General features: G+C 56.6%; 18 protein-coding genes. 15 read left to right on the forward strand and 3 right to left on the reverse strand.

The features are described from left to right. Positions 1-37: 37 nt before the first annotated feature. From J7J49_RS16430 to urtE, 6 genes are all read left to right on the forward strand, one after another. A complete protein-coding gene (locus J7J49_RS16430) occupies positions 38-1,540 on the forward strand; it encodes a tripartite tricarboxylate transporter permease (RefSeq protein WP_215094100.1) in 1,503 nt (500 codons plus the stop codon). Between the two features lie 474 nt (positions 1,541-2,014). Beyond that, on the forward strand, positions 2,015-3,376 hold the full coding sequence (urtA, locus tag J7J49_RS16435) for an urea ABC transporter substrate-binding protein (protein ID WP_215094102.1): 1,362 nt from the start codon (positions 2,015-2,017) through the stop codon (positions 3,374-3,376). Between the two features lie 246 nt (positions 3,377-3,622). Beyond that, positions 3,623-5,242 (forward strand): urea ABC transporter permease subunit UrtB, encoded by a 1,620-nt coding sequence (gene urtB, locus J7J49_RS16440; protein WP_215094104.1) that lies wholly within the window; start codon positions 3,623-3,625, stop codon positions 5,240-5,242. Positions 5,243-5,245: 3 nt separating this feature from the next. Continuing rightward, positions 5,246-6,421, forward strand: coding sequence for an urea ABC transporter permease subunit UrtC (gene urtC, locus J7J49_RS16445; protein ID WP_215094106.1), 1,176 nt, complete (start codon positions 5,246-5,248; stop codon positions 6,419-6,421). Continuing rightward, positions 6,418-7,254: an urea ABC transporter ATP-binding protein UrtD gene (gene urtD / locus J7J49_RS16450; RefSeq protein ID WP_215094108.1), complete on the forward strand. Its 837-nt coding sequence runs from the start codon at positions 6,418-6,420 to the stop codon at positions 7,252-7,254. The genes urtC and urtD overlap by 4 nt, the downstream gene beginning before the upstream one ends. Next, on the forward strand, positions 7,254-7,961 hold the full coding sequence (gene urtE, locus J7J49_RS16455) for an urea ABC transporter ATP-binding subunit UrtE (protein ID WP_215094110.1): 708 nt from the start codon (positions 7,254-7,256) through the stop codon (positions 7,959-7,961). The genes urtD and urtE overlap by 1 nt, the downstream gene beginning before the upstream one ends. A gap of 16 nt (positions 7,962-7,977) precedes the next feature. On the opposite strand, the gene J7J49_RS16460 is transcribed toward urtE, so the two are convergent. Both J7J49_RS16460 and J7J49_RS16465 read right to left on the reverse strand, forming a co-directional pair. Continuing rightward, positions 7,978-8,442 (reverse strand): RES family NAD+ phosphorylase, encoded by a 465-nt coding sequence (locus tag J7J49_RS16460; protein ID WP_215094113.1) that lies wholly within the window; start codon positions 8,440-8,442, stop codon positions 7,978-7,980. After that, positions 8,439-8,888 (reverse strand): Xre family toxin-antitoxin system antitoxin, encoded by a 450-nt coding sequence (locus J7J49_RS16465; protein ID WP_215094115.1) that lies wholly within the window; start codon positions 8,886-8,888, stop codon positions 8,439-8,441. The genes J7J49_RS16460 and J7J49_RS16465 overlap by 4 nt, the downstream gene beginning before the upstream one ends. Positions 8,889-9,097: 209 nt before the next feature. Here J7J49_RS16465 and J7J49_RS16470 point away from each other — a divergent pair, with 209 nt between their 5' ends. The 8 genes from J7J49_RS16470 (at position 9,098) to ureG (ending at position 16,076) form a co-directional block, all read left to right on the forward strand. Next, entirely contained in the window at positions 9,098-10,459 is a 1,362-nt protein-coding gene (locus tag J7J49_RS16470; protein ID WP_215094117.1) for a diguanylate cyclase, read from the forward strand. Positions 10,460-10,710: 251 nt separating this feature from the next. After that, positions 10,711-11,595, forward strand: a complete 885-nt coding sequence (locus tag J7J49_RS16475) for an urease accessory protein UreD (protein ID WP_215094119.1) — start codon at positions 10,711-10,713, stop codon at positions 11,593-11,595. Positions 11,596-11,632: 37 nt separating this feature from the next. Further along, positions 11,633-11,935, forward strand: coding sequence for an urease subunit gamma (locus tag J7J49_RS16480; RefSeq protein WP_007112420.1), 303 nt, complete (start codon positions 11,633-11,635; stop codon positions 11,933-11,935). Between the two features lie 40 nt (positions 11,936-11,975). Continuing rightward, a complete protein-coding gene (locus J7J49_RS16485) occupies positions 11,976-12,296 on the forward strand; it encodes an urease subunit beta (protein ID WP_215094121.1) in 321 nt (106 codons plus the stop codon). Next, positions 12,293-14,008: an urease subunit alpha gene (ureC, locus tag J7J49_RS16490; RefSeq protein ID WP_215094123.1), complete on the forward strand. Its 1,716-nt coding sequence runs from the start codon at positions 12,293-12,295 to the stop codon at positions 14,006-14,008. The genes J7J49_RS16485 and ureC overlap by 4 nt, the downstream gene beginning before the upstream one ends. Before the next feature lie 156 nt (positions 14,009-14,164). Then, a complete protein-coding gene (ureE, locus tag J7J49_RS16495; protein ID WP_215094125.1) occupies positions 14,165-14,704 on the forward strand; it encodes an urease accessory protein UreE in 540 nt (179 codons plus the stop codon). Continuing rightward, entirely contained in the window at positions 14,694-15,425 is a 732-nt protein-coding gene (locus J7J49_RS16500) for an urease accessory protein UreF (RefSeq protein ID WP_215094127.1), read from the forward strand. The genes ureE and J7J49_RS16500 overlap by 11 nt, the downstream gene beginning before the upstream one ends. Before the next feature lie 12 nt (positions 15,426-15,437). Further along, entirely contained in the window at positions 15,438-16,076 is a 639-nt protein-coding gene (gene ureG, locus J7J49_RS16505) for an urease accessory protein UreG (protein WP_064235631.1), read from the forward strand. A 2-nt stretch (positions 16,077-16,078) separates the two neighbouring features. Here ureG and J7J49_RS16510 read toward each other — a convergent pair whose 3' ends face one another. Next, the gene (locus tag J7J49_RS16510; RefSeq protein ID WP_064235630.1) at positions 16,079-17,005 is read right to left on the reverse strand and encodes a YihY/virulence factor BrkB family protein; all 927 of its coding nucleotides are present in this window, start codon (positions 17,003-17,005) and stop codon (positions 16,079-16,081) included. A 437-nt stretch (positions 17,006-17,442) separates the two neighbouring features. Here J7J49_RS16510 and J7J49_RS16515 point away from each other — a divergent pair, with 437 nt between their 5' ends. Then, positions 17,443-19,230, forward strand: a complete 1,788-nt coding sequence (locus J7J49_RS16515; protein WP_064235629.1) for a methyl-accepting chemotaxis protein — start codon at positions 17,443-17,445, stop codon at positions 19,228-19,230. The last annotated feature ends 2 nt before the right edge of the window (positions 19,231-19,232 follow it).

Here is a 19,232-nt window from a genome sequence, read left to right on the forward strand (position 1 = left end):
GGTCTTTCCGCTAGCAGTTCTTAAGAGAGTAATTCCCATGGATGCCTTCAATAATTTGATGTACGGCTTTGGCATCGCGCTTGAGCCAATCAATATTGCCTACGTTTTTGCCGGCGTATTTGCTGGCACCATCATCGGTATGCTGCCGGGCCTGGGGCCTATCAGTGCACTTGCCTTGATGATTCCTATCACCTTTGCCATGGAGCCTTCATCGGGCTTGATTTTGATGGCAGGGGTTTACTACGGCGCCATCTTTGGTGGCTCTACGTCGTCGATCCTGCTTAATGCTCCCGGCGTCGCGGGTACCGTGGCGACCTCCTTTGACGGCTACCCAATGGCTAAAAAAGGTCAGGCGGGTAAAGCGCTGGCGATTGCTGCCTACGCTTCCTTTACTGGCGGTACCATTTCAGTCGTCTTTTTAATGTTGGTCGCACCTCTATTATCAAAAGTGGCCGTAAGTTTTGGCCCTGCTGAATACTTTGCGCTAATGGTGCTGGGTTTAACCGCTGTCGTTTCGTTGTCGGACAAGTCGCTGGTTAAAGGACTCATTGCCGCTGTGGTGGGGGTGATTATCTCGATTATTGGCATCGACACGCAGACCGGTACCGAGCGGTTTACCTTTGGTTCGATCCAGCTTCTCGACGGTATCGACTTCCTGGTGGTGGCGCTGGGTATTTTCGCCTTGGCAGAAGTCTTTTATATGCTGCTGCGTGGCGGCGGTGGTAAAGAAATGCCCCGCAATGAGATTGGCTCGCTGAAATTAACCCGTAGCGAAGTGAAAGAAATCGCTGGCCCGATTGGTCGTAGTTCGATATTGGGTTTCTTCACCGGCGTACTGCCAGGCGCGGGCGCAACTATCGGTTCGTTCCTTGGCTACAGCATGGAAAAGCGCATTGCCAAAGATGGCGACACCTTTGGAACCGGCAATATTAAGGGCGTTGCGGCACCAGAAGCCGCCAACAACGCTGCCTGTACCGGCTCATTCGTGCCGCTGCTAACGCTGGGTGTACCTGGTTCAGGCACCACCGCCGTTCTGCTTGGTGCGTTGCTTGTCATGGGCGTTAACCCCGGGCCGATGATGCTTACAGAGCGGCCGGACGTATTTTGGGGCGTGGTGGCCAGTATGTATGTCGGTAATATCTTCCTGCTGGCGCTTAACCTACCGCTGATTCCCTATATCGCCAAAATTCTCGATATGCCTCGCCCCTTACTGCTATCGCTGATACTGATCTTCTGCATGATCGGTGTTTACGGCATGAGCTTCAGCGTATTTGATCTGCTGCTACTGCTTGGCTTTGGTTTGGTCGGCCTGGGCATGCGCCTGTTTGGCTTCCCCGCGGCGCCGCTGATTCTAGCGCTGATTTTGGGCAACATCATGGAAGAGTCCATGCGCCGCGCACTGCAGATCTCTGGTGGCGACTGGACGACCTTTATCGACAAGCCCATTTCGCTAGGCCTGCTGGTAGTTGCCGTGCTGTCGCTCGGCCTACCGTTACTGAAAAAACGCCGTAAGAAGATTCCACCCGACGTGGCTGTTTAGCACCGCCATTTAAAGGGTGAATAGCAAGGAGCCTTGGTGATACCAAGGCTCTTTTTTTTATCTACGCTTTTTTATTTACCCCTTTTTACCGACCTTTTTTAACTGATAACAAAGAGTGTGTTTGTAACTATTGGGTGAGTATTACGTTATCGGTCTGTGTTCAAAAGCCCGTGTGCTTAATTGGTGCGCTGTATTTTGTTGGTGCATTGAGAGCGTGCTTTGGCAGCGGTGTTGCGCTTTATTTTGGTGCATGCGGGGAATGTTGAAATTTTATGATGATTATTAAGTAGCTGATTAAATAGCTATAAGACCACTTTGTGCCAATCTGGCGCACCCCTTGCAAGTGTTAATGGCTAGTAAGCGTATTGGCTAGTGAACGTATGGGGAGCTAACACAACAACCCTAAGGGCGAAGCCAATCATCAAGCCTCGGTCATAACAAACCCCAGCCATAAGGGGGGCAAGGAGATTAACAATGAACATTCTCAAACGCTCGACACACCCGCACCCATTCCTGTCACGTGGCCGTTTCGCGACCGCATTAATGACCGCCGCCGTGATGGGGGCCAGCACCCAGGCCATCGCACAGGACGATGACCCGATCAAAGTCGGTATCCTGCACTCTCTCTCCGGCACCATGGCGATCAGTGAAACTGTCCTCAAAGACACCGTCGAAATGCTGATTGAGCAGCAGAACGAAGCAGGTGGTTTGCTAGGCCGTCAGTTAGAGGCCGTCGTGGTTGACCCGGCGTCTAATTGGCCGCTGTTTGCCGAACGCGCCCGGGAGCTATTAGACCAGGAAGAAGTGGACGTAATTTTCGGCAACTGGACGTCGGTTTCGCGTAAATCCGTACTGCCTGTTGTAGAGGAACTCAACGGGCTGCTGTTCTACCCGGTGCAGTATGAAGGTGAAGAGTCCTCTGAAAACGTCTTCTACACCGGCGCAGCACCTAACCAGCAGGCGATTCCTGCGGTTGAATACCTTATCAACGAAGTCGGTATCGAGCGTTTTGCGCTAGTGGGTACCGACTATGTCTATCCGCGTACCACCAACCGTATCCTTGAAGCCTTCCTCAAGGACGAACACGGCATCGCGGAAGAGGACATCATGGTTAACTACACGCCGTTCGGTCACTCCGATTGGCAGAACATCGTGGCAGAAATTCGTCGCTTCGGTGAAGAGGGTAAACCGACCGCCGTAATCTCGACGGTTAACGGCGACGCCAACGTGCCGTTCTATACCGAGCTTTCTAACCAGGGAATCGACGCTGCCGATATTCCGGTCATCGCCTTCTCCGTGGGCGAGCAGGAGCTTACCGGTATCGATACCGGCCCGTTGGTGGGCCACTTGGCCGCCTGGAACTACTTTATGAGCGTCGATAACGACGACAACTACGACTTTATCGACGCCTGGATCGAGTACACCGGCGACGATATGGCCGTCACCAACGACCCCATGGAAGCGCACTACATTGGCTTCAACATGTGGGCCGAAGCGGTTCGCAAAGCGGGCACCACGGATGTCGATACGGTTAAAGACGCCATTATCGGTGTCACCGTGCCTAACCTCTCCGGCGGCTATGCAGCCATGATGCCCAACCACCACATCACCAAGCCGGTGCTGATTGGCGAAATCCAGGACAACGGCCAGTTCGATATCGTTTGGCAAACGCCGTCTACCGTGGCGGGCGACGCCTGGTCTGACTACCTGCCTGGTTCGCGTGACCTGATTGCCGATTGGCGCAAGCCGATGGAGTGCGGCAACTTCAACGTCGTTAACGGCTCGTGCGGTGGCAGCACCGCAGCAGAAGAAGCCGAAGCGGCGCTCGCTGAGTAAGCATGTCTTTCGCAGTGGGAGATAATTTTTTTAAAACTGCCTACTCGCTGGGTGTCAGGGCAGGTTGAAGCGAGGGTCTTTTTCCAGGGCCGGAAAATGTTCCTGACTATTCCGGCATTTCCGCCATCCATGGCGGTCAGATGGAAAAAGTAGCGCCCATGGATGGGTTCACAGCGCCCTCGCGGAAACCTTCCCTGGCACCGATATATTTAGTTACCCCTTTTGATAACCAAAGGAAGAACCCCTATGAGGCGTTTCCTTTCCTTAGGGCTGCTCTGTTTCCTGCTGTTGGGTATCACCCTCACCGCGCAGGCACAATCAACAGACGCCGCCACTAACCCCACAAATGATGCGGCCGCGCTCGAACTGTTAGAGGCGCTGGACGTTGAATCCTACACCGCCAAAGGCGAAGCCATAACCGCTATTTTACAAAGCGACGACGAGCGCGCCCGCGACTGGCTGCAGGCTTTGTTGGATGGTCGCTTACAGCGCACCGACGATGGCCGTTTTGTACTGGTACTGGAGAACCGCGGCCGCGACTGGCCGGTGGCCGATGTCTTGACCGGCGAAGCGCTGGGCGAGATGTCCCGCCGTGATCTGGAGCGTATCGGCATTAATAACAACCTGCGCAATCAACTGCGCAGCGCTATTGCGGTGGTTGACCTCTACTCGCCCAACGTTGAGCGCCGCCGTACATCGGCTGAGCGCTTATTAGGCGAAGTAGACGGAGAGCTGGTGCCCACCCTCAACGATCTGATTGAGCAGGAAGAAGACGATCAGGTGCGCTATCGGCTGACCCAGGCCGTGGCGATTTACCAAGCGGAAGCGGGTGAAATGGCGGGCATTGAGGCGCTGGATGGCAGCCTGCACCCGCGCTCTCGTGTGGCGTTAAGCCGAGCGGCTAATGGTGATGACCCGGTGGTCGCCAACGCCGCCGCCGCCTCTTTGGCGGGCATTGAGCAGCAGCTCAAAATCAATCGCGGTTTGGAAACCCTCTATTTCGGTTTAAGCCTGGGGTCGGTGCTGGTGCTCGCGGCGATTGGCCTGGCGATCACCTTTGGCGTGATGGGCGTGATCAATATGGCCCACGGCGAGCTGATGATGTTGGGCGCCTATACCACCTGGGCGATGCAGCAGCTGCTGCCCGGCCAGCCAGGGTTGGCGTTGATTCTGTCGATTCCCGCAGGCTTTATGGTCGCCGCCTTAGCCGGTGTGGCGATCGAACGCGGCGTTATCCAGTTTCTTAAGGGCCGCCCGCTGGAAACCCTGCTGGCGACCTTCGGTATCAGCCTGATTCTCCAGCAGCTGGTGCGCACGGTGATTTCACCGCTCAACCGTACCGTGATTACCCCCGAGTGGATGAGCGGCTCGCTGGTGGTCAACGATGCGCTGTCGCTAACGCTCAACCGTATGTACGTGCTCGGCTTTGCGCTGGTGGTATTTGCCGGACTGATGCTGATTGTGCGCCGCACCCGGCTGGGGCTTGAGGTGCGTGCGGTGACCCAAAACCGCGCCATGGCCCGCTCCATGGGTATTCGCGCCACCCGCGTGGATATCATGACCTTCGCACTGGGCTCCGGCGTCGCCGGTCTTGCCGGTGTAGCGCTCTCCCAGCTCACTAACGTTGGCCCCAACCTGGGGCAGAACTACATCATCGATTCGTTCATGGTGGTGGTGTTCGGCGGTGTGGGTAATCTTTGGGGCACGCTGGTCGCTGGGCTCTCGCTGGGGGTTATCAACCAGGTGCTGGAACCCTGGGCAGGCGCGGTACTGGCCAAAATTATCGTGCTGGTGTTTATCATCCTATTCATTCAAAAACGCCCGCGTGGACTCTTCCCGCAGAAGGGCCGGGCTGCGGAGGGCTAAACGATGTCATTAACGACCGAATCATCGACAAACTTTTGGCTAACACGCCCGTTCAGTGAACGTTCGACGCAGATATTTCTCGGCGTTTTAGTCGCCGCACTGGCACTGGTGACGCTGCTACACGTGGCGGTACCGCCGGAAAACCCGCTGCATATTGGTGCCTATACGGTCAATCTGTTCGGTAAATATCTGAGCTACGCACTGCTGGCCGTGGCGGTGGATCTAGTGTGGGGCTATCTGGGTATTTTAAGCCTCGGCCACGGCGCCTTTTTTGCCATTGGCGGCTACGCCATGGGCATGTATTTGATGCGCCAAATTGGCGATCGCGGCACCTACGGCCACCCGGTACTGCCCGACTTTATGGTGTTCCTGAACTGGGACAGCCTGCCGTGGTTCTGGCAGGGCTTTGATATGGCCTGGTTTGCGTTTGCCATGGTGCTGCTGGCGCCGGGGCTGCTGGCGCTGGTGTTCGGCTTTCTAGCGTTCCGCTCCCGGGTCACCGGGGTGTATCTATCGATCATCACCCAGGCGCTGACTTTTGCCCTGATGCTAGCTTTTTTCCGCAACGAAATGGGCTTTGGCGGCAATAACGGCCTGACCGATTTCCGCGAGATTGTCGGCTTTGACTTACGCAGTGACGCCACCCGTTTGGGGCTCTTCCTGGCCACCGGGGTGGCGCTGGCGCTGGGGTTCATCCTCTGCCGGGCGATTGTTACCAGCAAACTGGGCCGGGTCAGCGTGGCCACTCGGGATGCTGAAGCACGCACGCGCTTTCTCGGCTATCGGGTCGAACGCTTTCAGCTGTTTGTGTTTGTGGTTTCCGCCATGCTGGCCGGTTTGGCGGGGGCGCTCTACGTGCCTCAAGTGGGGATTATTAACCCCAGCGAGTTCTCGCCGATTTTCTCCATCGAGATTGTGCTGTGGGTAGCGCTAGGCGGCCGTGCCACGCTGTATGGTGCGGTGATTGGCGCCATTTTGGTCAACTACGCCAAAACCATCTTTACCGGCGTAATGCCCGACGCCTGGCTGTTTGCGCTAGGGGCGATGTTCGTACTGGTCACGGTGTTTCTGCCCAAAGGGGTGGCGGGGCTGTTTCAGTATCTTAAGCGTCGCAAGCGTGACGATACGGCAAATAATGACCCAAACGCTGATCCCGCACCCAAGGAGGCCTCCGCATGAGTTTGCTGCAATCGCTGACCCAGCGTGATCGGGTATTCGATTTCATGGCGCCCCAGGCCTCGCCAGTGGACGTCCGCCACGGCCCGATTCTTTACATGGAAGATGTCACCGTGAGCTTCGATGGTTTCAAAGCCATCAATAACCTCAACCTAACCATCGACGACGGTGAACTGCGCTGCATTATCGGCCCCAACGGGGCAGGTAAAACCACCATGATGGACATTATTACCGGCAAAACCCGACCCACGAGCGGTAGCGTATGGTTCGGCAGTCGCCATAACCTGCTGCATATGAACGAGCCTGATATCGCCAGCCTAGGCATTGGCCGCAAGTTTCAAAAGCCCACGGTGTTTGAAGCGCTGTCGGTATTTGAAAACCTGGAGCTGGCCATGGCCGCCGACAAGCGGATCTTCCCTACGCTTACCGCGCGTATGACCGGCGAGATCAAAGACCGTATCGACGAAGTGCTCGAAACCATCGGCTTAACGGCGCTTCGCCATCACCCCGCGGGGATTCTTTCCCACGGCCAGAAGCAGTGGCTGGAGATCGGCATGCTGCTGATGCAGCGCCCACGTTTACTGCTGGTGGATGAGCCAGTGGCGGGTATGACCGAGCAGGAGATGGAGCGCACCGCCGAACTGCTCACCGGGCTTGCTGGCAAGCAATCGGTAGTTGTGGTGGAGCACGATATGGGCTTTGTGCGCTCCATCGCTCGCCAAGTAACGGTGCTGCACCAGGGCAGCGTGCTGGCGGAAGGCAGCATGGATCAAGTCTCCAGCGACCCCAAAGTCATTGAGGTCTACCTGGGTGCCGATGACGAGGAGGCCGCCTGATGCTCGCGATCGAAAAACTCAACCAGTTTTACGGCGAAAGCCACACGCTATGGGATCTGGATCTTGACGTGCCCGCTGGCCAGTGCACCTGTGTGATGGGGCGTAACGGCGTAGGCAAAACCACGCTATTAAAAGCCGTTATGGGCGAAGTGGCAGTGAAAAGCGGCAAGCTGCGTTACACCACTGAGACGGGCGAGAGCGAACTCACCAAGAAAGCGGTGGAAGAGCGCTCGCGCCTGGGCATCGGCTATGTGCCCCAGGGGCGTCAAATTTTTCCGCTGCTCACCGTGGAAGACAATTTACGCACCGGTCTTGCCGCCCGCAGCGACGGGCTGAAGAAAATCCCTGAGCGGGTCTACGAGCTGTTCCCCGTACTCAAGGAGATGAAAAACCGCCGGGGCGGCGACCTTTCTGGCGGGCAACAGCAGCAACTGGCCATTGGCCGCGCGCTGGTCATCGAGCCTAAGCTGCTGATTTTGGACGAACCGGGGGAGGGCATTCAGCCCAATATCGTCGCTCAAATTGGCCAGGTAATCCGCCAGTTGATCAACGAAGACGGTTTAACGGTGTTACTGGTAGAGCAGAAACTACCTTTTGCCCGCAAGTACGCCGACCGTTTCGTGATCATGGATCGCGGCCGACCGGTGGCCAAAGGCGAGATTAGCGAACTTTCTAATGAGCTGATCAAGCAGCATTTGACGGTTTAAGTTATCCACACCCGGTTCAGAGCCTTGAATCGGGTTGGAAGGTTAGCGCCTCGGCCGTGGCGACGACTTGATCAAATAAAGGGTGTGCCGGGTTGAGCATGTAGTTGAGCTCTCTCGGCACCACCACGCTAGGCAGTGCCAGCGCCAGACTTTGGCCGGATGTCAGCCAGCCATCACCCAGCTCAGCAGTCTCTGCTGGCGCGGGCGCTTCCTGCCAGTTTTCCGGTAGATCTTCGACGCCAACGCTTAAAATGCTCTCGGCGGGCAGCGTCAGGCGCAGCAGCGCATAGGCATTTAGCAGGCGATAGCTTTCCAGATGCACCATAATTTCCAATAGCGCCAGCGATTCAGAGCTTGCCACATACACACAGGCATTCCCTGGGCTGTTCCAGCGCCCACCGTAAAGCCGTGCACCTTCGCCATCAAACGCTGTCTCTTGAAACTTGCGCTTCACCAGCCGGTAAGCGGTGACTTCGCTCATACCGAGACCCCGTGCTCCAGCCGCCCTATCAGGTTAAGCACCGTTTGATACTCCGCCGAGGTAGCGCTCATCTCGACCGGCCTGCGCCCCCCCAGCCCGGCATTGGGTTTGAGCAGCCAGCCGCGGGCGCCCTCTGCATCACCCTCGAAAAGATCCAGCGCTGCTTTGAAGAGTTCGGCAAAGCGGTACAGCCGGTCGCTTTCCGCCATCTTGAAACGGCCCGACTTGGCGCGGCGACTCAACGTGGCAGGGGGAATGTCCACGTAACCCGCCAGTGCTTTCTGTTCGATACCTGATACTTTGGCAAGCTGGGGGTAAACTCGGTACTCCACGCCTTCATGCAATAACTCATGCAGCTTGCGGCCACGGGAAGGCAGGCCAATTTGTTGCCAGTAACCCGAAGCTAAGGCTTTGGGTGGTTGGTATTGAGTGAAATGGGCATCCATGGTGCTTTCCTTTTTTGATACCTCATAGATGTATCAATTGATATACAGTGTGTGTTGGCACCCGTCAAGGAATACACATAGTCGAAAGGCCTCTGAGGCAGTGATCAACTAAGAGCGCCTCTATTCACTGAAACCCTGTTCTGTGTTCGGTTGTAGGCGATTCTTTGTCTGTAACATGGATGGCTTTAGCAATCAGAATCGGGTGGGGTATGCGCTATAAAGATAAACATCAGCTCGCCGCCGAGTGGCAAACGCTTCTAGAACGCACGCCTAAGCCGCTGCGGCAAGCAGTAGAGACGTTGGTGGAGAGCCACGGTGAACGCTTTGCTGAGCATTTTTATCGGGTGATGCTGGAAGACCCGCATGCCTCGCTGTTTCTGTCTAATGATCAAGTGGAACAGCGCTTAAATCCCTCTATGCAGCGTTGGCTGAAGGCGATGTTTGCCGTTGAGCACGCCGATTTCGAAGCTCTGGTTGAACAGCAGGAAAAAGTCGGGCAGGTGCATGCCCGTATCGATATTCCCGTTAACCTGGTGCTTAACGGGGCGCGACAGCTTAAGCAGGCGTTTTACCAGCAGATCAACGCGACGTTTGAAAGCCCGCTCTCCCCAGGCAATGCCTCGGTGTATGTCTCCGAGCATATCGATATGGCCATGGAAATTATGAGCCACGCCTACTCAGTGGCCAGTGACCGTAATGCGCGCACCGAAGAGGCGTACAAGCTATTTTCCCTCACTCAAAGCATCGGTGACGAGCGTGAGCGCCAGCGTTCGGCGCTGCTCAATTGGGAAAATGCGCTGATGTTTGCCGTGGCCGCCCAGCAGGATATCGCCACGCTGCCGAAGTTAGCCAATTCCGATTTTGGTCTTTGGTATCTCCATAAAGCGTGCCATGCGTTTGAGGGCGCGCCGGAGATCGCCACTATCTCCCGGCATATTCAGCAAGTGGATCGTGAATGGCTGGAAGTCCTGCTACATGAAGATGCCAGCCAGCGGCTTGAGGCGCTGGGCGAGATTCGAGATGCCACCCGCACAGTGTTGATGCTGCTCGACGATGTACTCGAGCGTGCTTCCGGCTTAGATGCCGGACGCGACAGCTTGACCCGCTTACTCAACCGCAAGTTTCTACCGGTCGTGCTCAGCCGCGAAATCGATATTGCCCGCCATTCGGAGCACTGTTTTGCGCTGTTAATGGTCGATATCGATCACTTCAAGTCGATCAACGACACCCATGGTCACGACGCAGGCGACAGCGTGCTGCAGCAGGTGGCGAGTATTCTTGACCGCTCCACCCGGGGCGGAGATTACGTGTTCCGCATGGGCGGCGAAGAGTTTTTAATTGTACTCGTGGATACCGATCATGAGGGTAGTCGATTATTTGCTGAGCGGTTACGCCAGTCGGTGGCTAAAGAGCCGCTGCTCGCGGGCGCGGATACGCTGCTTAACGTGACGATTAGCGTGGGCGTTACGCTCCACGACGGCCATCCTGACTATCACCACTCCCTGCAGCGGGCAGACCAAGCACTTTATCAAGCTAAGCGCGGCGGGCGAGACCGGGTCGTGGTGCAGTGATGGTGCTGGAAATGTAAACCAGGCCTGTTAATGCACTTTTTTGGTGCTTTTTTCCTGTCTTTGATCTTTTTTAGTGCGTAAATAGTGCTTAAAGAAGAAGGAGTCTGCCATGTTATTTGGCTTATACCCCCGCTTTGAACGCCCAATAGAGTTTTTCACCATTTTGGCGCATTAATTGCTTCTATTAAGTTAAAGGGCACAGTGAATATCTGTCTGTCATAAGCTTAGTGAAAAGGAAGCGATAGCTACCCATGATTCTGTGCGACCTCGCAAAACCACACGCTGCCTCCGGCCACCGCTTTGATCAGGGCCGCCACTGGGCGGCTTCGTTGGCGCTCACCTTTGCCCATCGCGATGGCGCCACTCGCATGGTGCAAGCTCGCCACACCGGGCCACTGCGGGTGCAGCGTCCGTTTTACCCGGAAGGCAGTGATGAGGCGTGTCATATCTACGTCCTGCACCCGCCGGGCGGGTTGGTCAGCGGCGATGCACTTACCATCAGCGCCCATGTAGAGCGCGGCGCCCATGCGCTACTCACCACGCCAGCCGCCAATAAACTCTATAAAGCCGACAGCCAGGGCGTTGCCTGGACGCAGCACACCCAGTTGAGCGTTGAAGATGGCGGGACCCTTGAGTGGCTGCCCCAGGAGACCATTGCCTTTGATGGCTCCAAGGGCGAGCAGCGCACCCAGATTGACCTACACGGCAGCGCCCGCTGCCTGGGCTGGGAAGTGATGGCGCTAGGCCGCCCGGCCAGCGAGTTACCTTATATTTCCGGGCGCATTGAGCAGCACTTTCGCTTAACCCTGGACGGCAAGCCGCTGTGGCTAGAGCGCCAGCCGCTTGATCCGCTTCACCCACGCTTTAAAGGTCGTTGGGGCCAAGGCGGTGCCACTGTGCAGGCGACGCTGTGGGCGGTGGGCATTGCTGACGCGCCTGCGGCGATTGAAACCTTGCGTGAAGCACTCCCGGATAACCCGCGCTGGGCGGCCACCGTGCGCCATGGCGTATTGCTGCTGCGCTATTTAGGTAACTCGCGCAATGAAGCCTGGGCGCTGTGTGAACAGGCCTGGCACCTGCTGCGCCCCCGTTGGATCGACCGCGCCGCACATACGCCACGAATTTGGCTAACCTAATCAGTATCCCTGTGATGCACTGCTGGAGACCTATGCCATGGAATTAACCCCGAGAGATAAAGACAAGCTGCTGCTGTTCTCTGCCGCCCAACTGGCCGAGCGCCGCAAAGCCCGCGGTTTAAAGCTCAACTACCCCGAAGCGGTCGCGCTAATCAGCTTTGAGATTATGGAAGGCGCCCGGGACGGCCGCAGCGTAGCTGACTTAATGAGCTATGGCCGCGAGATCCTTAGCCGCGACGACGTGATGGAAGGCGTCGCCGAAATGATCGACGACGTCCAGGTGGAAGCCACCTTCCCCGACGGCACCAAACTGGTCACTGTTCATACACCTATTGTGTGATGGGTGCTTACACCTCACAACAAAACCAAGGAGCAAGCAGATGATTCCTGGTGAATATCAGTTAAAAGACGGTGATATCGAGCTGTGCGTGGGCCGTGAGCGGATTAGCGTGGAAGTGGCCAATACCGGCGACCGGCCGATTCAAATCGGTTCCCACTACCACTTTGCCGAAGCCAACCCCGCACTGACTTTTGATCGCGCTAAGGCGCGGGGTTACCGCTTGGATGTGGCCGCAGGCACGGCGATTCGCTTTGAGCCCGGCCAAACCCGTGAAGTCACGCTGATTCCCTATGTGGGCAAGCGGGAAATTTACGGCTTCCGTGGCGATGTGATGGGTGCGCTCGATGGAGGTAAGCAATGAAACCAGTTAACAAGATCAGTCGGCAGGCTTACGCCGATATGTACGGCCCCACGGTAGGCGACCGAGTGCGTCTGGGCGATACCGACCTGTGGATTGAAGTTGAAAAAGACGCCACCCACTACGGTGATGAAGTGAAGTTTGGCGGCGGCAAAGTCATCCGTGACGGCATGGGTCAGAGTCAGCGCGCCGATGACACGGTGATGGATACGGTGATCACCAATGCGCTGATTCTAGATTGGTGGGGCATCGTTAAAGCCGATGTGGGCATTCAAAACGGCCGCATCGCCGCGATTGGCAAAGCCGGTAACCCGGATACCCAACCGGATGTAGAGATCGTGATTGGCCCCGGCACCGAAATCATCGCCGGTGAAGGCAAGATTCTCACCGCAGGCGCCCTGGATGCCCATATCCATTTTGTCTGCCCACAGCTGGTGGAAGAAGCGCTAATGAGCGGCATTACCACCATGCTCGGCGGCGGCACCGGCCCGGCCACCGGCACCAACGCCACCACCTGCACCCCCGGCGCTTGGCACATCGGTAAGATGCTGCAAGCGGTGGACGATATGCCCATGAACATCGGCTTTCTGGGCAAAGGCAACGCCAGCCTGCCCGAATCCCTGGAGCTACAGCTTCAAGCGGGCGCCATGGGCCTCAAGCTCCACGAAGACTGGGGCACCACGCCCGCGTCGATCAATAACTGCCTGAATGTCGCTGATGCCTACGATGTGCAGGTAGCGATCCACACCGACACCCTGAACGAATCGGGCTTTGTGGAAGACACCCTGGCGGCGTTTAAAGAGCGCTGTATTCACACCTACCACACGGAAGGCGCGGGCGGCGGTCACGCCCCGGATATTCTGACTGCCTGCTCGAAAGCCTACGTATTGCCGTCTTCCACCAACCCAACGCGGCCCTACACGGTCAACACTATCGACGAACACCTCGATATGCTGATGGTGTGCCACCACCTCGACCCCAATATTCCCGAAGACGTCGCTTTCGCCGACTCACGTATTCGCCGCGAAACCATCGCCGCGGAAGATATTCTGCATGATCTGGGTGTAATCTCGATGATTGCCTCAGACTCCCAAGCCATGGGGCGGGTCGGTGAAGTGGTCTGCCGCACCTGGCAAACCGCGCATAAGATGAAAGTGCAGCGCGGCCTGCTGCCAGAAGACGAAGCCCTGGGTGCCGATAACTTCCGCGCCAAGCGCTATATCGCCAAGTACACCATTAACCCAGCGATCACCCACGGCATCGCCCATGAAGTGGGCTCCATCGAAGTGGGTAAGATGGCCGATTTAGTGCTATGGAAACCGGCTTTTTTCGGCGTAAAACCGGCGATGATGATCAAAGGTGGCATGATTGCGGCGGCGCCCATGGGCGACCCCAACGCCTCGATTCCGACGCCCCAGCCGGTACACTACCGCTATATGTTCGGCGCCCTGGGCCGTGCGGCTAGCCAAACCCGGCTCAGCTTTGTCAGCCAGGCTGCGTTAGACGCTGGCATTAAAGAGACATTGGGCCTCAATAGCCAACTGGCAGCGTGTAAAAACGTACGCCAAGTGCGCAAGCAGGATATGAAGCTCAACGACGCCTGCCCCGATTTAACCGTCGACCCACAAACCTACGAAGTGCGCTGCGATGGCGAAATTTTAACCTGCGAGCCCGCCACCGAATTGCCGCTGGCTCAGCGCTATCATTTATTTTAATTAAGGCTATTTCACTTAGGTAGAGGTGACGGGGGTAGGCCGTAGAGAGGGTCTTTTGCCATGGATGGCAAAAGTAGCGTACAGGGATGTATTCACAGCGCCCTCTCGTAGGCCTACCCCCGGCACAGCCTCATAGATAGCGAAAGGACGATAGCAATGCTGAAACTGATAGAACGTTTAGGGCCGATAGAGGAAAGCGCGGCGAGCGACACGCTGACGCTGCCCTTTGAGCTACGCATCCGTGGGCGCTTGAAAGCCCAAAGCGATAGCGGCCGTGAACTGGGTCTATTCCTAGATCGCGGCCCAGTATTGCGCAGCGGTGAAGGCCTGAAAGCCGAAAGCGGCGAAGTCGTACGCGTCTGCGCCGCCGTAGAACCGGTGGTTACCGCGCGAGTGAGTGCTGGCTTACCGCTGGCGCGGCTTGCTTACCACCTGGGCAACCGCCATGTGCAGCTGGCGCTGGGTGAGGACGAAAAAGGCGCTTGGGTGCGCTTTCCGCCAGACCACGTGCTGGAAGAACTCGCCGAACTGCTGGGGGCTGAACTAGAGCACCATAACGCCACCTTCGACCCAGAGCCGGGCGCCTATAACCAAGTGGGCGGCGGGCATTCCCATTCACACGGTCATGATCATTCCCACGACCATGGGCATTCTCACGACCACGACCACGCACATGAGCACCACCATGCCCACTGATTCAGCTGCGCTAGAAAGCCAAAGCGATGAGCTGGCGCTGCTAGGCTTAATGCAACTGGTCAGCCCTGCGCTACCCATCGGTGCTTTTGCCTTCTCACAAGGCCTGGAGAGCGCTTTTGAGCTGGACTGGGTACGCGATGAAGCCAGCCTTGCTGAATGGCTGAGCGGCATCTTGGAAGATGGCCTAACCCGCTGCGAGCTGCCGGTGCTGGCGCGGCTGCATCAAGCGTTTGATCAGGCAGATGGTGAATCCATTGCCGTTTGGGATGAGTGGCTGGCCGCTACGCGGGAAACTGCTGAGTTAGCCGCGGAAGATAGCCGCCTGGGCGCCTCGCTTAAACGCCTGCTGGGCAGCTTGGACTTATTGCCAATAGAAGAGCAACTGCCAAGTGAGGACTTACAACTGCCCTTGCTGCCGGATCATGCAGGCTATGTGACTCTATTTGCCTATACGGCGCATGCCCGCGGCGTGTCTGTTCGCCAAACCTTGCTGGGCTTTGCCTGGGCGTGGTTGGAAAACCAGCTTGCGGTGGCCTGCAAAGCCTTGCCGCTAGGCCACACCGCCGCCCAGCGCGTTATAGAACAGCTGCGGCCAGCATTAGTGGCTGCCGTTGACCAAGCGCTTACATTAGATGACGACGAGCTAGGCCCCGTGCTGCCCGGCTTAGCCCTGGCAAGCGCTCTACACGAAACCCAGTATTCACGACTGTTTAGAAGTTAGGAGATTTTCATTATGACGCACTGTTTACGTATTGGCGTGGGCGGCCCGGTAGGGTCTGGCAAAACGGCGCTACTCAAGCAACTCTGTTTAGCGCTGCGGGATTACTACGATATCGCCGTGGTCACCAACGATATCTACACCCGCGAAGACGCCGACTTCCTGCTTAAGCACGATGCCCTACCGGCGGATCGCATTCTGGGGGTAGAAACCGGCGGCTGCCCGCATACCGCGATCCGCGAAGATGCCTCGATGAACCTGGCGGCCATCGACGAGCTACAGGCGCGCCATCCCAAGCTGGAGCTGGTCATGGTGGAGTCGGGCGGCGACAATCTTTCGGCCACCTTTAGCCCCGAGCTTTCCGATCTCACGCTCTACGTGATCGACGTCTCCGCAGGCGACAAAATTCCCCGCAAGGGCGGGCCGGGTATCACCAAATCAGATCTATTGATTATCAACAAGATGGATATCGCCGAGCAGGTGCACGCATCGCTCGACATCATGGCGCGCGATTCGAAAAAAATGCGCGGCGAACGGCCCTTTGTGTTTACCAATCTGTATGACGGGGTGGGGCTGGAAGAGATCATCCGCTTTATTCTCGATAAAGGGATGCTTGATGAGCGGCGTCCGCAGGCCGAAGCGACCGCTAGCTAACGTCAATCAACCCGTGTAATCGGCTGGCGATTTGGATTGACGTACCATGGCAGCCCAAGGCGGGTATTGCGTTCCAGTTCGGCAATCACCTGGGCGCCCAACAGTAAAATGACGGCGCCCACTTCCAGGCTAATCAATACGACCACCAGCGCCGCCAATGAACCGTAGACGGCGTTAACGAATGAGAGGTTGGCGAAATAGTAGACCAGTAACAGCCGAACCCCTTCCCATAGCAGGGCTGCCACAAAGCCGCCTACGATTGCTCGACGCAAGGCAATGCGCACCACTGGCAGCACTTTATAGATAGCGCTGAACAACAGGAACACCCCGGTGAAACTGGCTATGTTAAGCACTGGCTCTGAAAACCCCGCCAAAGGCAGCTCCCGTTCAAATAACAGCATGACCAGCGCATTCAGCGAACTGGCCAGGGTGACCACCAGCGTGAGCACCATAAGCGCCGCCCCAAGAACCACCATAAAGGCATAAGGAAGCAGCACTGATACCCAGGCGCTACGCTTGATATGCGGGCTATCCGGCGCATGGAAAATGATCGCTAAAGCGTCTTCCAGCATACGAAAGGCGAAGGAACTGAACAGCAACAAAATGGGAAAGCTCAGAATGCCGATGACATCCCGGGAATCCAGCAGGCTGCGCACGGCCTCAACCAAGACTTCGGCATGGGCGGGTGCCATATGGCGTGCTTGTATCGACAGTACATTGAGAAGGTGCTGCTGATCCACCACGTGGGTTAATAGCACCACCAGCACGGCAAAAAGCGGCACGATAGAGAGCAAAATATTGTAGCCCACGCCGCCGGCGAGCAGGATGCCGTGATTTTTAAAAAAATTGCGTAATACGCGCCAGGCAAAGTGAGCCAACCGAGGGAGCAGGAGCAAGACAGCGCTAAAAAATGAGGGGGTTTGAACCATGCTTGCCATTCTCCTTGTGACTTGCTAATGCCATGATACGCCCATGGCGCTAGCAATTAACAAGGGCAACGATCAAGAAAGTCAGGAATGGATGGGGCTGGGTTAAGATGGCGGCGGTCGAAAGCACTGATGAAGGTAAGCCTTAAAAACAAAAAGGTCGCCCTGACCAGGCGGTAGAAAGGTCAGGGCAACCGAAGAAGGTGGCTAAGCATCTAGCTTAAAACGGGCCATCCTTGGCCACCACCACTTCAGGATGAACGTATACGCTATCGGAAGCCTTAACTTAGGTTATGAACCTAAGTATTAATTGTTAATTAATTGAATATTAAGTAAAAAAACACCGCAAATTGGTTAAAGTCTGTGCATTTTAGGTCGATAAGGCCCCTATAACTATTAAAAACTCATCCCTCAAGACAGACTTTGGAACTTGCTCACAAATGACCACTCCCTCTGCTTCTAAACGCGCCCTGGGTTTACAAACCAAGGTGCTGATACTGGTACTGCTCCCCCTTCTAATAGTGACGGTTGCCCTGGTCGGGTTTAAAGCCTACAGCAACATCCAAGACACCCACGACGTATTGGCAGAACAGCGTGAAATGCTGATTGAAGAGCGCCGCAAAGCGGTGCGCGATATCGTCCAGATGGCCACTTCTGCCATCGAGCCCATTTACGAACAAGCCGGTGCCAACGATGCGGCTGCCAAACAGCGGGTAGCCGAGCTGGTGCGTTCCATGCGCTTTGAAGATAACAACTACATCTTCATCTACGACTATGACGGTAACAATATCGTCACGGCGCCTGCACCAGAGCGTGAAGGCACCAACATGATCGACGCGCAAACGCCTGATGGCACTTACCTGATTCGCGAGATCATTAAGCTCGCCCAGAGTGGTGGTGGCTTCTACAGCTATATGTGGGACTACCCAGGTACCAACCGAATTGAACCCAAGCACTCCTTCGTTGACCGCCTTGAAAAATGGGACTGGCTCATTGGTGCAGGGGTTTACGTTACCGATGCTGACGACGCCATTGCCGAGCTTGAAGCCGCGGCTGCCGCTGATTTGCGCCAAGGCATTATATTTGCCTCCCTGTTGGGGCTGGGCCTATTTATCGTTATTGCGCTGATCGCGTATGGCCTAGTGCGTCGCACGCTGGGGCCGATCAAACGCACGACCGCGGCGATGCACGATATTGCTCAGGGGCGCGGTGATTTAACCCGTCGCTTAGCGGTTGAAAGCGGCGATGAGATTGGCGAGCTAAGCGCGCAATTTAACGCCTTTGTGGCGCGCATGCAGACCACGTTGCGCGACGTGCGCAGTAGTACGCTGAGCGTCCACCAAGCGGCGAGTGAGATCTCACAAAGCTCCGATGAGCTTGCCACCCGAACCGAGCAGGCGGCGGCCAACCTCCAGGAAACGTCAGCTTCCATGGAGGAGATCACCTCAACCGTTAATCACAGTGCTGACAATGCCCAGCAGGCCAACACGCTGGTTCAGTCTACTGCTGATGTGGCCCGCGAAGGCGAGACTGCCATGGGGCAGGTTGAGACCACCATGCGCGATATCAACGACTCCGCATCGCGCATCAGCGACATCATCACCATGATCGATGCGATTGCCTTCCAGACCAATATTCTGGCGCTTAACGCTTCGGTGGAAGCCGCACGGGCGGGCGAGCATGGCCGTGGCTTTGCCGTAGTGGCGCAAGAGGTGCGGGTGCTGGCCAGCCGTTCAAGCGATGCTTCCAAAGAGATTCGTGCGCTTATCGATACATCTGTTCAGCACACTGAATCGGGCGCGAAGCTGGTGCGTAGCGCGGGCGACACCATGCGCGAGATCGTCTCTAGCGTCGCGAAAGTCACCGATGTAATCGGCGAGATCACCGCCGGTGCCAAAGAGCAGAGCAGCGGTATCGGCCAGATCAACACCGCCGTGGCTGAAATGGACACCATGACCCAGCAGAACGCCGCCATGGTAGAAGAGTCGACCACCGCCGCCGCCAATATGCGCCGCCATGCAGAGCATCTGAACCAGCTAATCAACTCTTTTGTACTCGGCGAAGATGAGCCACAGCATCAGGCGCTAGCCTCTCCGGCGTCTCAGCAGCGTGGCGGTGATAATGGCTTGAAGCGCCCCGCGCTTTCATCGCACGCCTCATCACAGCCATCATCCAAGCCCTCACCGGCAACGGCAAAGCACGCTGCAGATGAGTGGGAGGCGTTCTAACG

The organism is Halomonas sp. ISL-56, from assembly GCF_018612805.1.
Classification (GTDB): Bacteria; Pseudomonadota; Gammaproteobacteria; order Pseudomonadales; family Halomonadaceae; genus Vreelandella.

Coding starts and splice junctions, on each gene's coding strand:
- ureC (WP_215094123.1), top strand. CDS start 12,293: ATGAAACCAGTTAACAAGATCAGTCGGCAGGCTTACGCCGATATGTAC.
- urtE (WP_215094110.1), top strand. CDS start 7,254: ATGCTCGCGATCGAAAAACTCAACCAGTTTTACGGCGAAAGCCACACG.
- J7J49_RS16480 (WP_007112420.1), top strand. CDS start 11,633: ATGGAATTAACCCCGAGAGATAAAGACAAGCTGCTGCTGTTCTCTGCC.
- J7J49_RS16465 (WP_215094115.1), bottom strand. CDS start 8,888: ATGGATGCCCATTTCACTCAATACCAACCACCCAAAGCCTTAGCTTCG.
- J7J49_RS16500 (WP_215094127.1), top strand. CDS start 14,694: ATGCCCACTGATTCAGCTGCGCTAGAAAGCCAAAGCGATGAGCTGGCG.
- urtC (WP_215094106.1), top strand. CDS start 5,246: ATGTCATTAACGACCGAATCATCGACAAACTTTTGGCTAACACGCCCG.
- J7J49_RS16470 (WP_215094117.1), top strand. CDS start 9,098: ATGCGCTATAAAGATAAACATCAGCTCGCCGCCGAGTGGCAAACGCTT.
- J7J49_RS16485 (WP_215094121.1), top strand. CDS start 11,976: ATGATTCCTGGTGAATATCAGTTAAAAGACGGTGATATCGAGCTGTGC.
- J7J49_RS16430 (WP_215094100.1), top strand. CDS start 38: ATGGATGCCTTCAATAATTTGATGTACGGCTTTGGCATCGCGCTTGAG.
- urtD (WP_215094108.1), top strand. CDS start 6,418: ATGAGTTTGCTGCAATCGCTGACCCAGCGTGATCGGGTATTCGATTTC.
- J7J49_RS16475 (WP_215094119.1), top strand. CDS start 10,711: ATGATTCTGTGCGACCTCGCAAAACCACACGCTGCCTCCGGCCACCGC.
- urtB (WP_215094104.1), top strand. CDS start 3,623: ATGAGGCGTTTCCTTTCCTTAGGGCTGCTCTGTTTCCTGCTGTTGGGT.
- urtA (WP_215094102.1), top strand. CDS start 2,015: ATGAACATTCTCAAACGCTCGACACACCCGCACCCATTCCTGTCACGT.
- ureG (WP_064235631.1), top strand. CDS start 15,438: ATGACGCACTGTTTACGTATTGGCGTGGGCGGCCCGGTAGGGTCTGGC.
- J7J49_RS16515 (WP_064235629.1), top strand. CDS start 17,443: ATGACCACTCCCTCTGCTTCTAAACGCGCCCTGGGTTTACAAACCAAG.
- J7J49_RS16460 (WP_215094113.1), bottom strand. CDS start 8,442: ATGAGCGAAGTCACCGCTTACCGGCTGGTGAAGCGCAAGTTTCAAGAG.
- J7J49_RS16510 (WP_064235630.1), bottom strand. CDS start 17,005: ATGGTTCAAACCCCCTCATTTTTTAGCGCTGTCTTGCTCCTGCTCCCT.
- ureE (WP_215094125.1), top strand. CDS start 14,165: ATGCTGAAACTGATAGAACGTTTAGGGCCGATAGAGGAAAGCGCGGCG.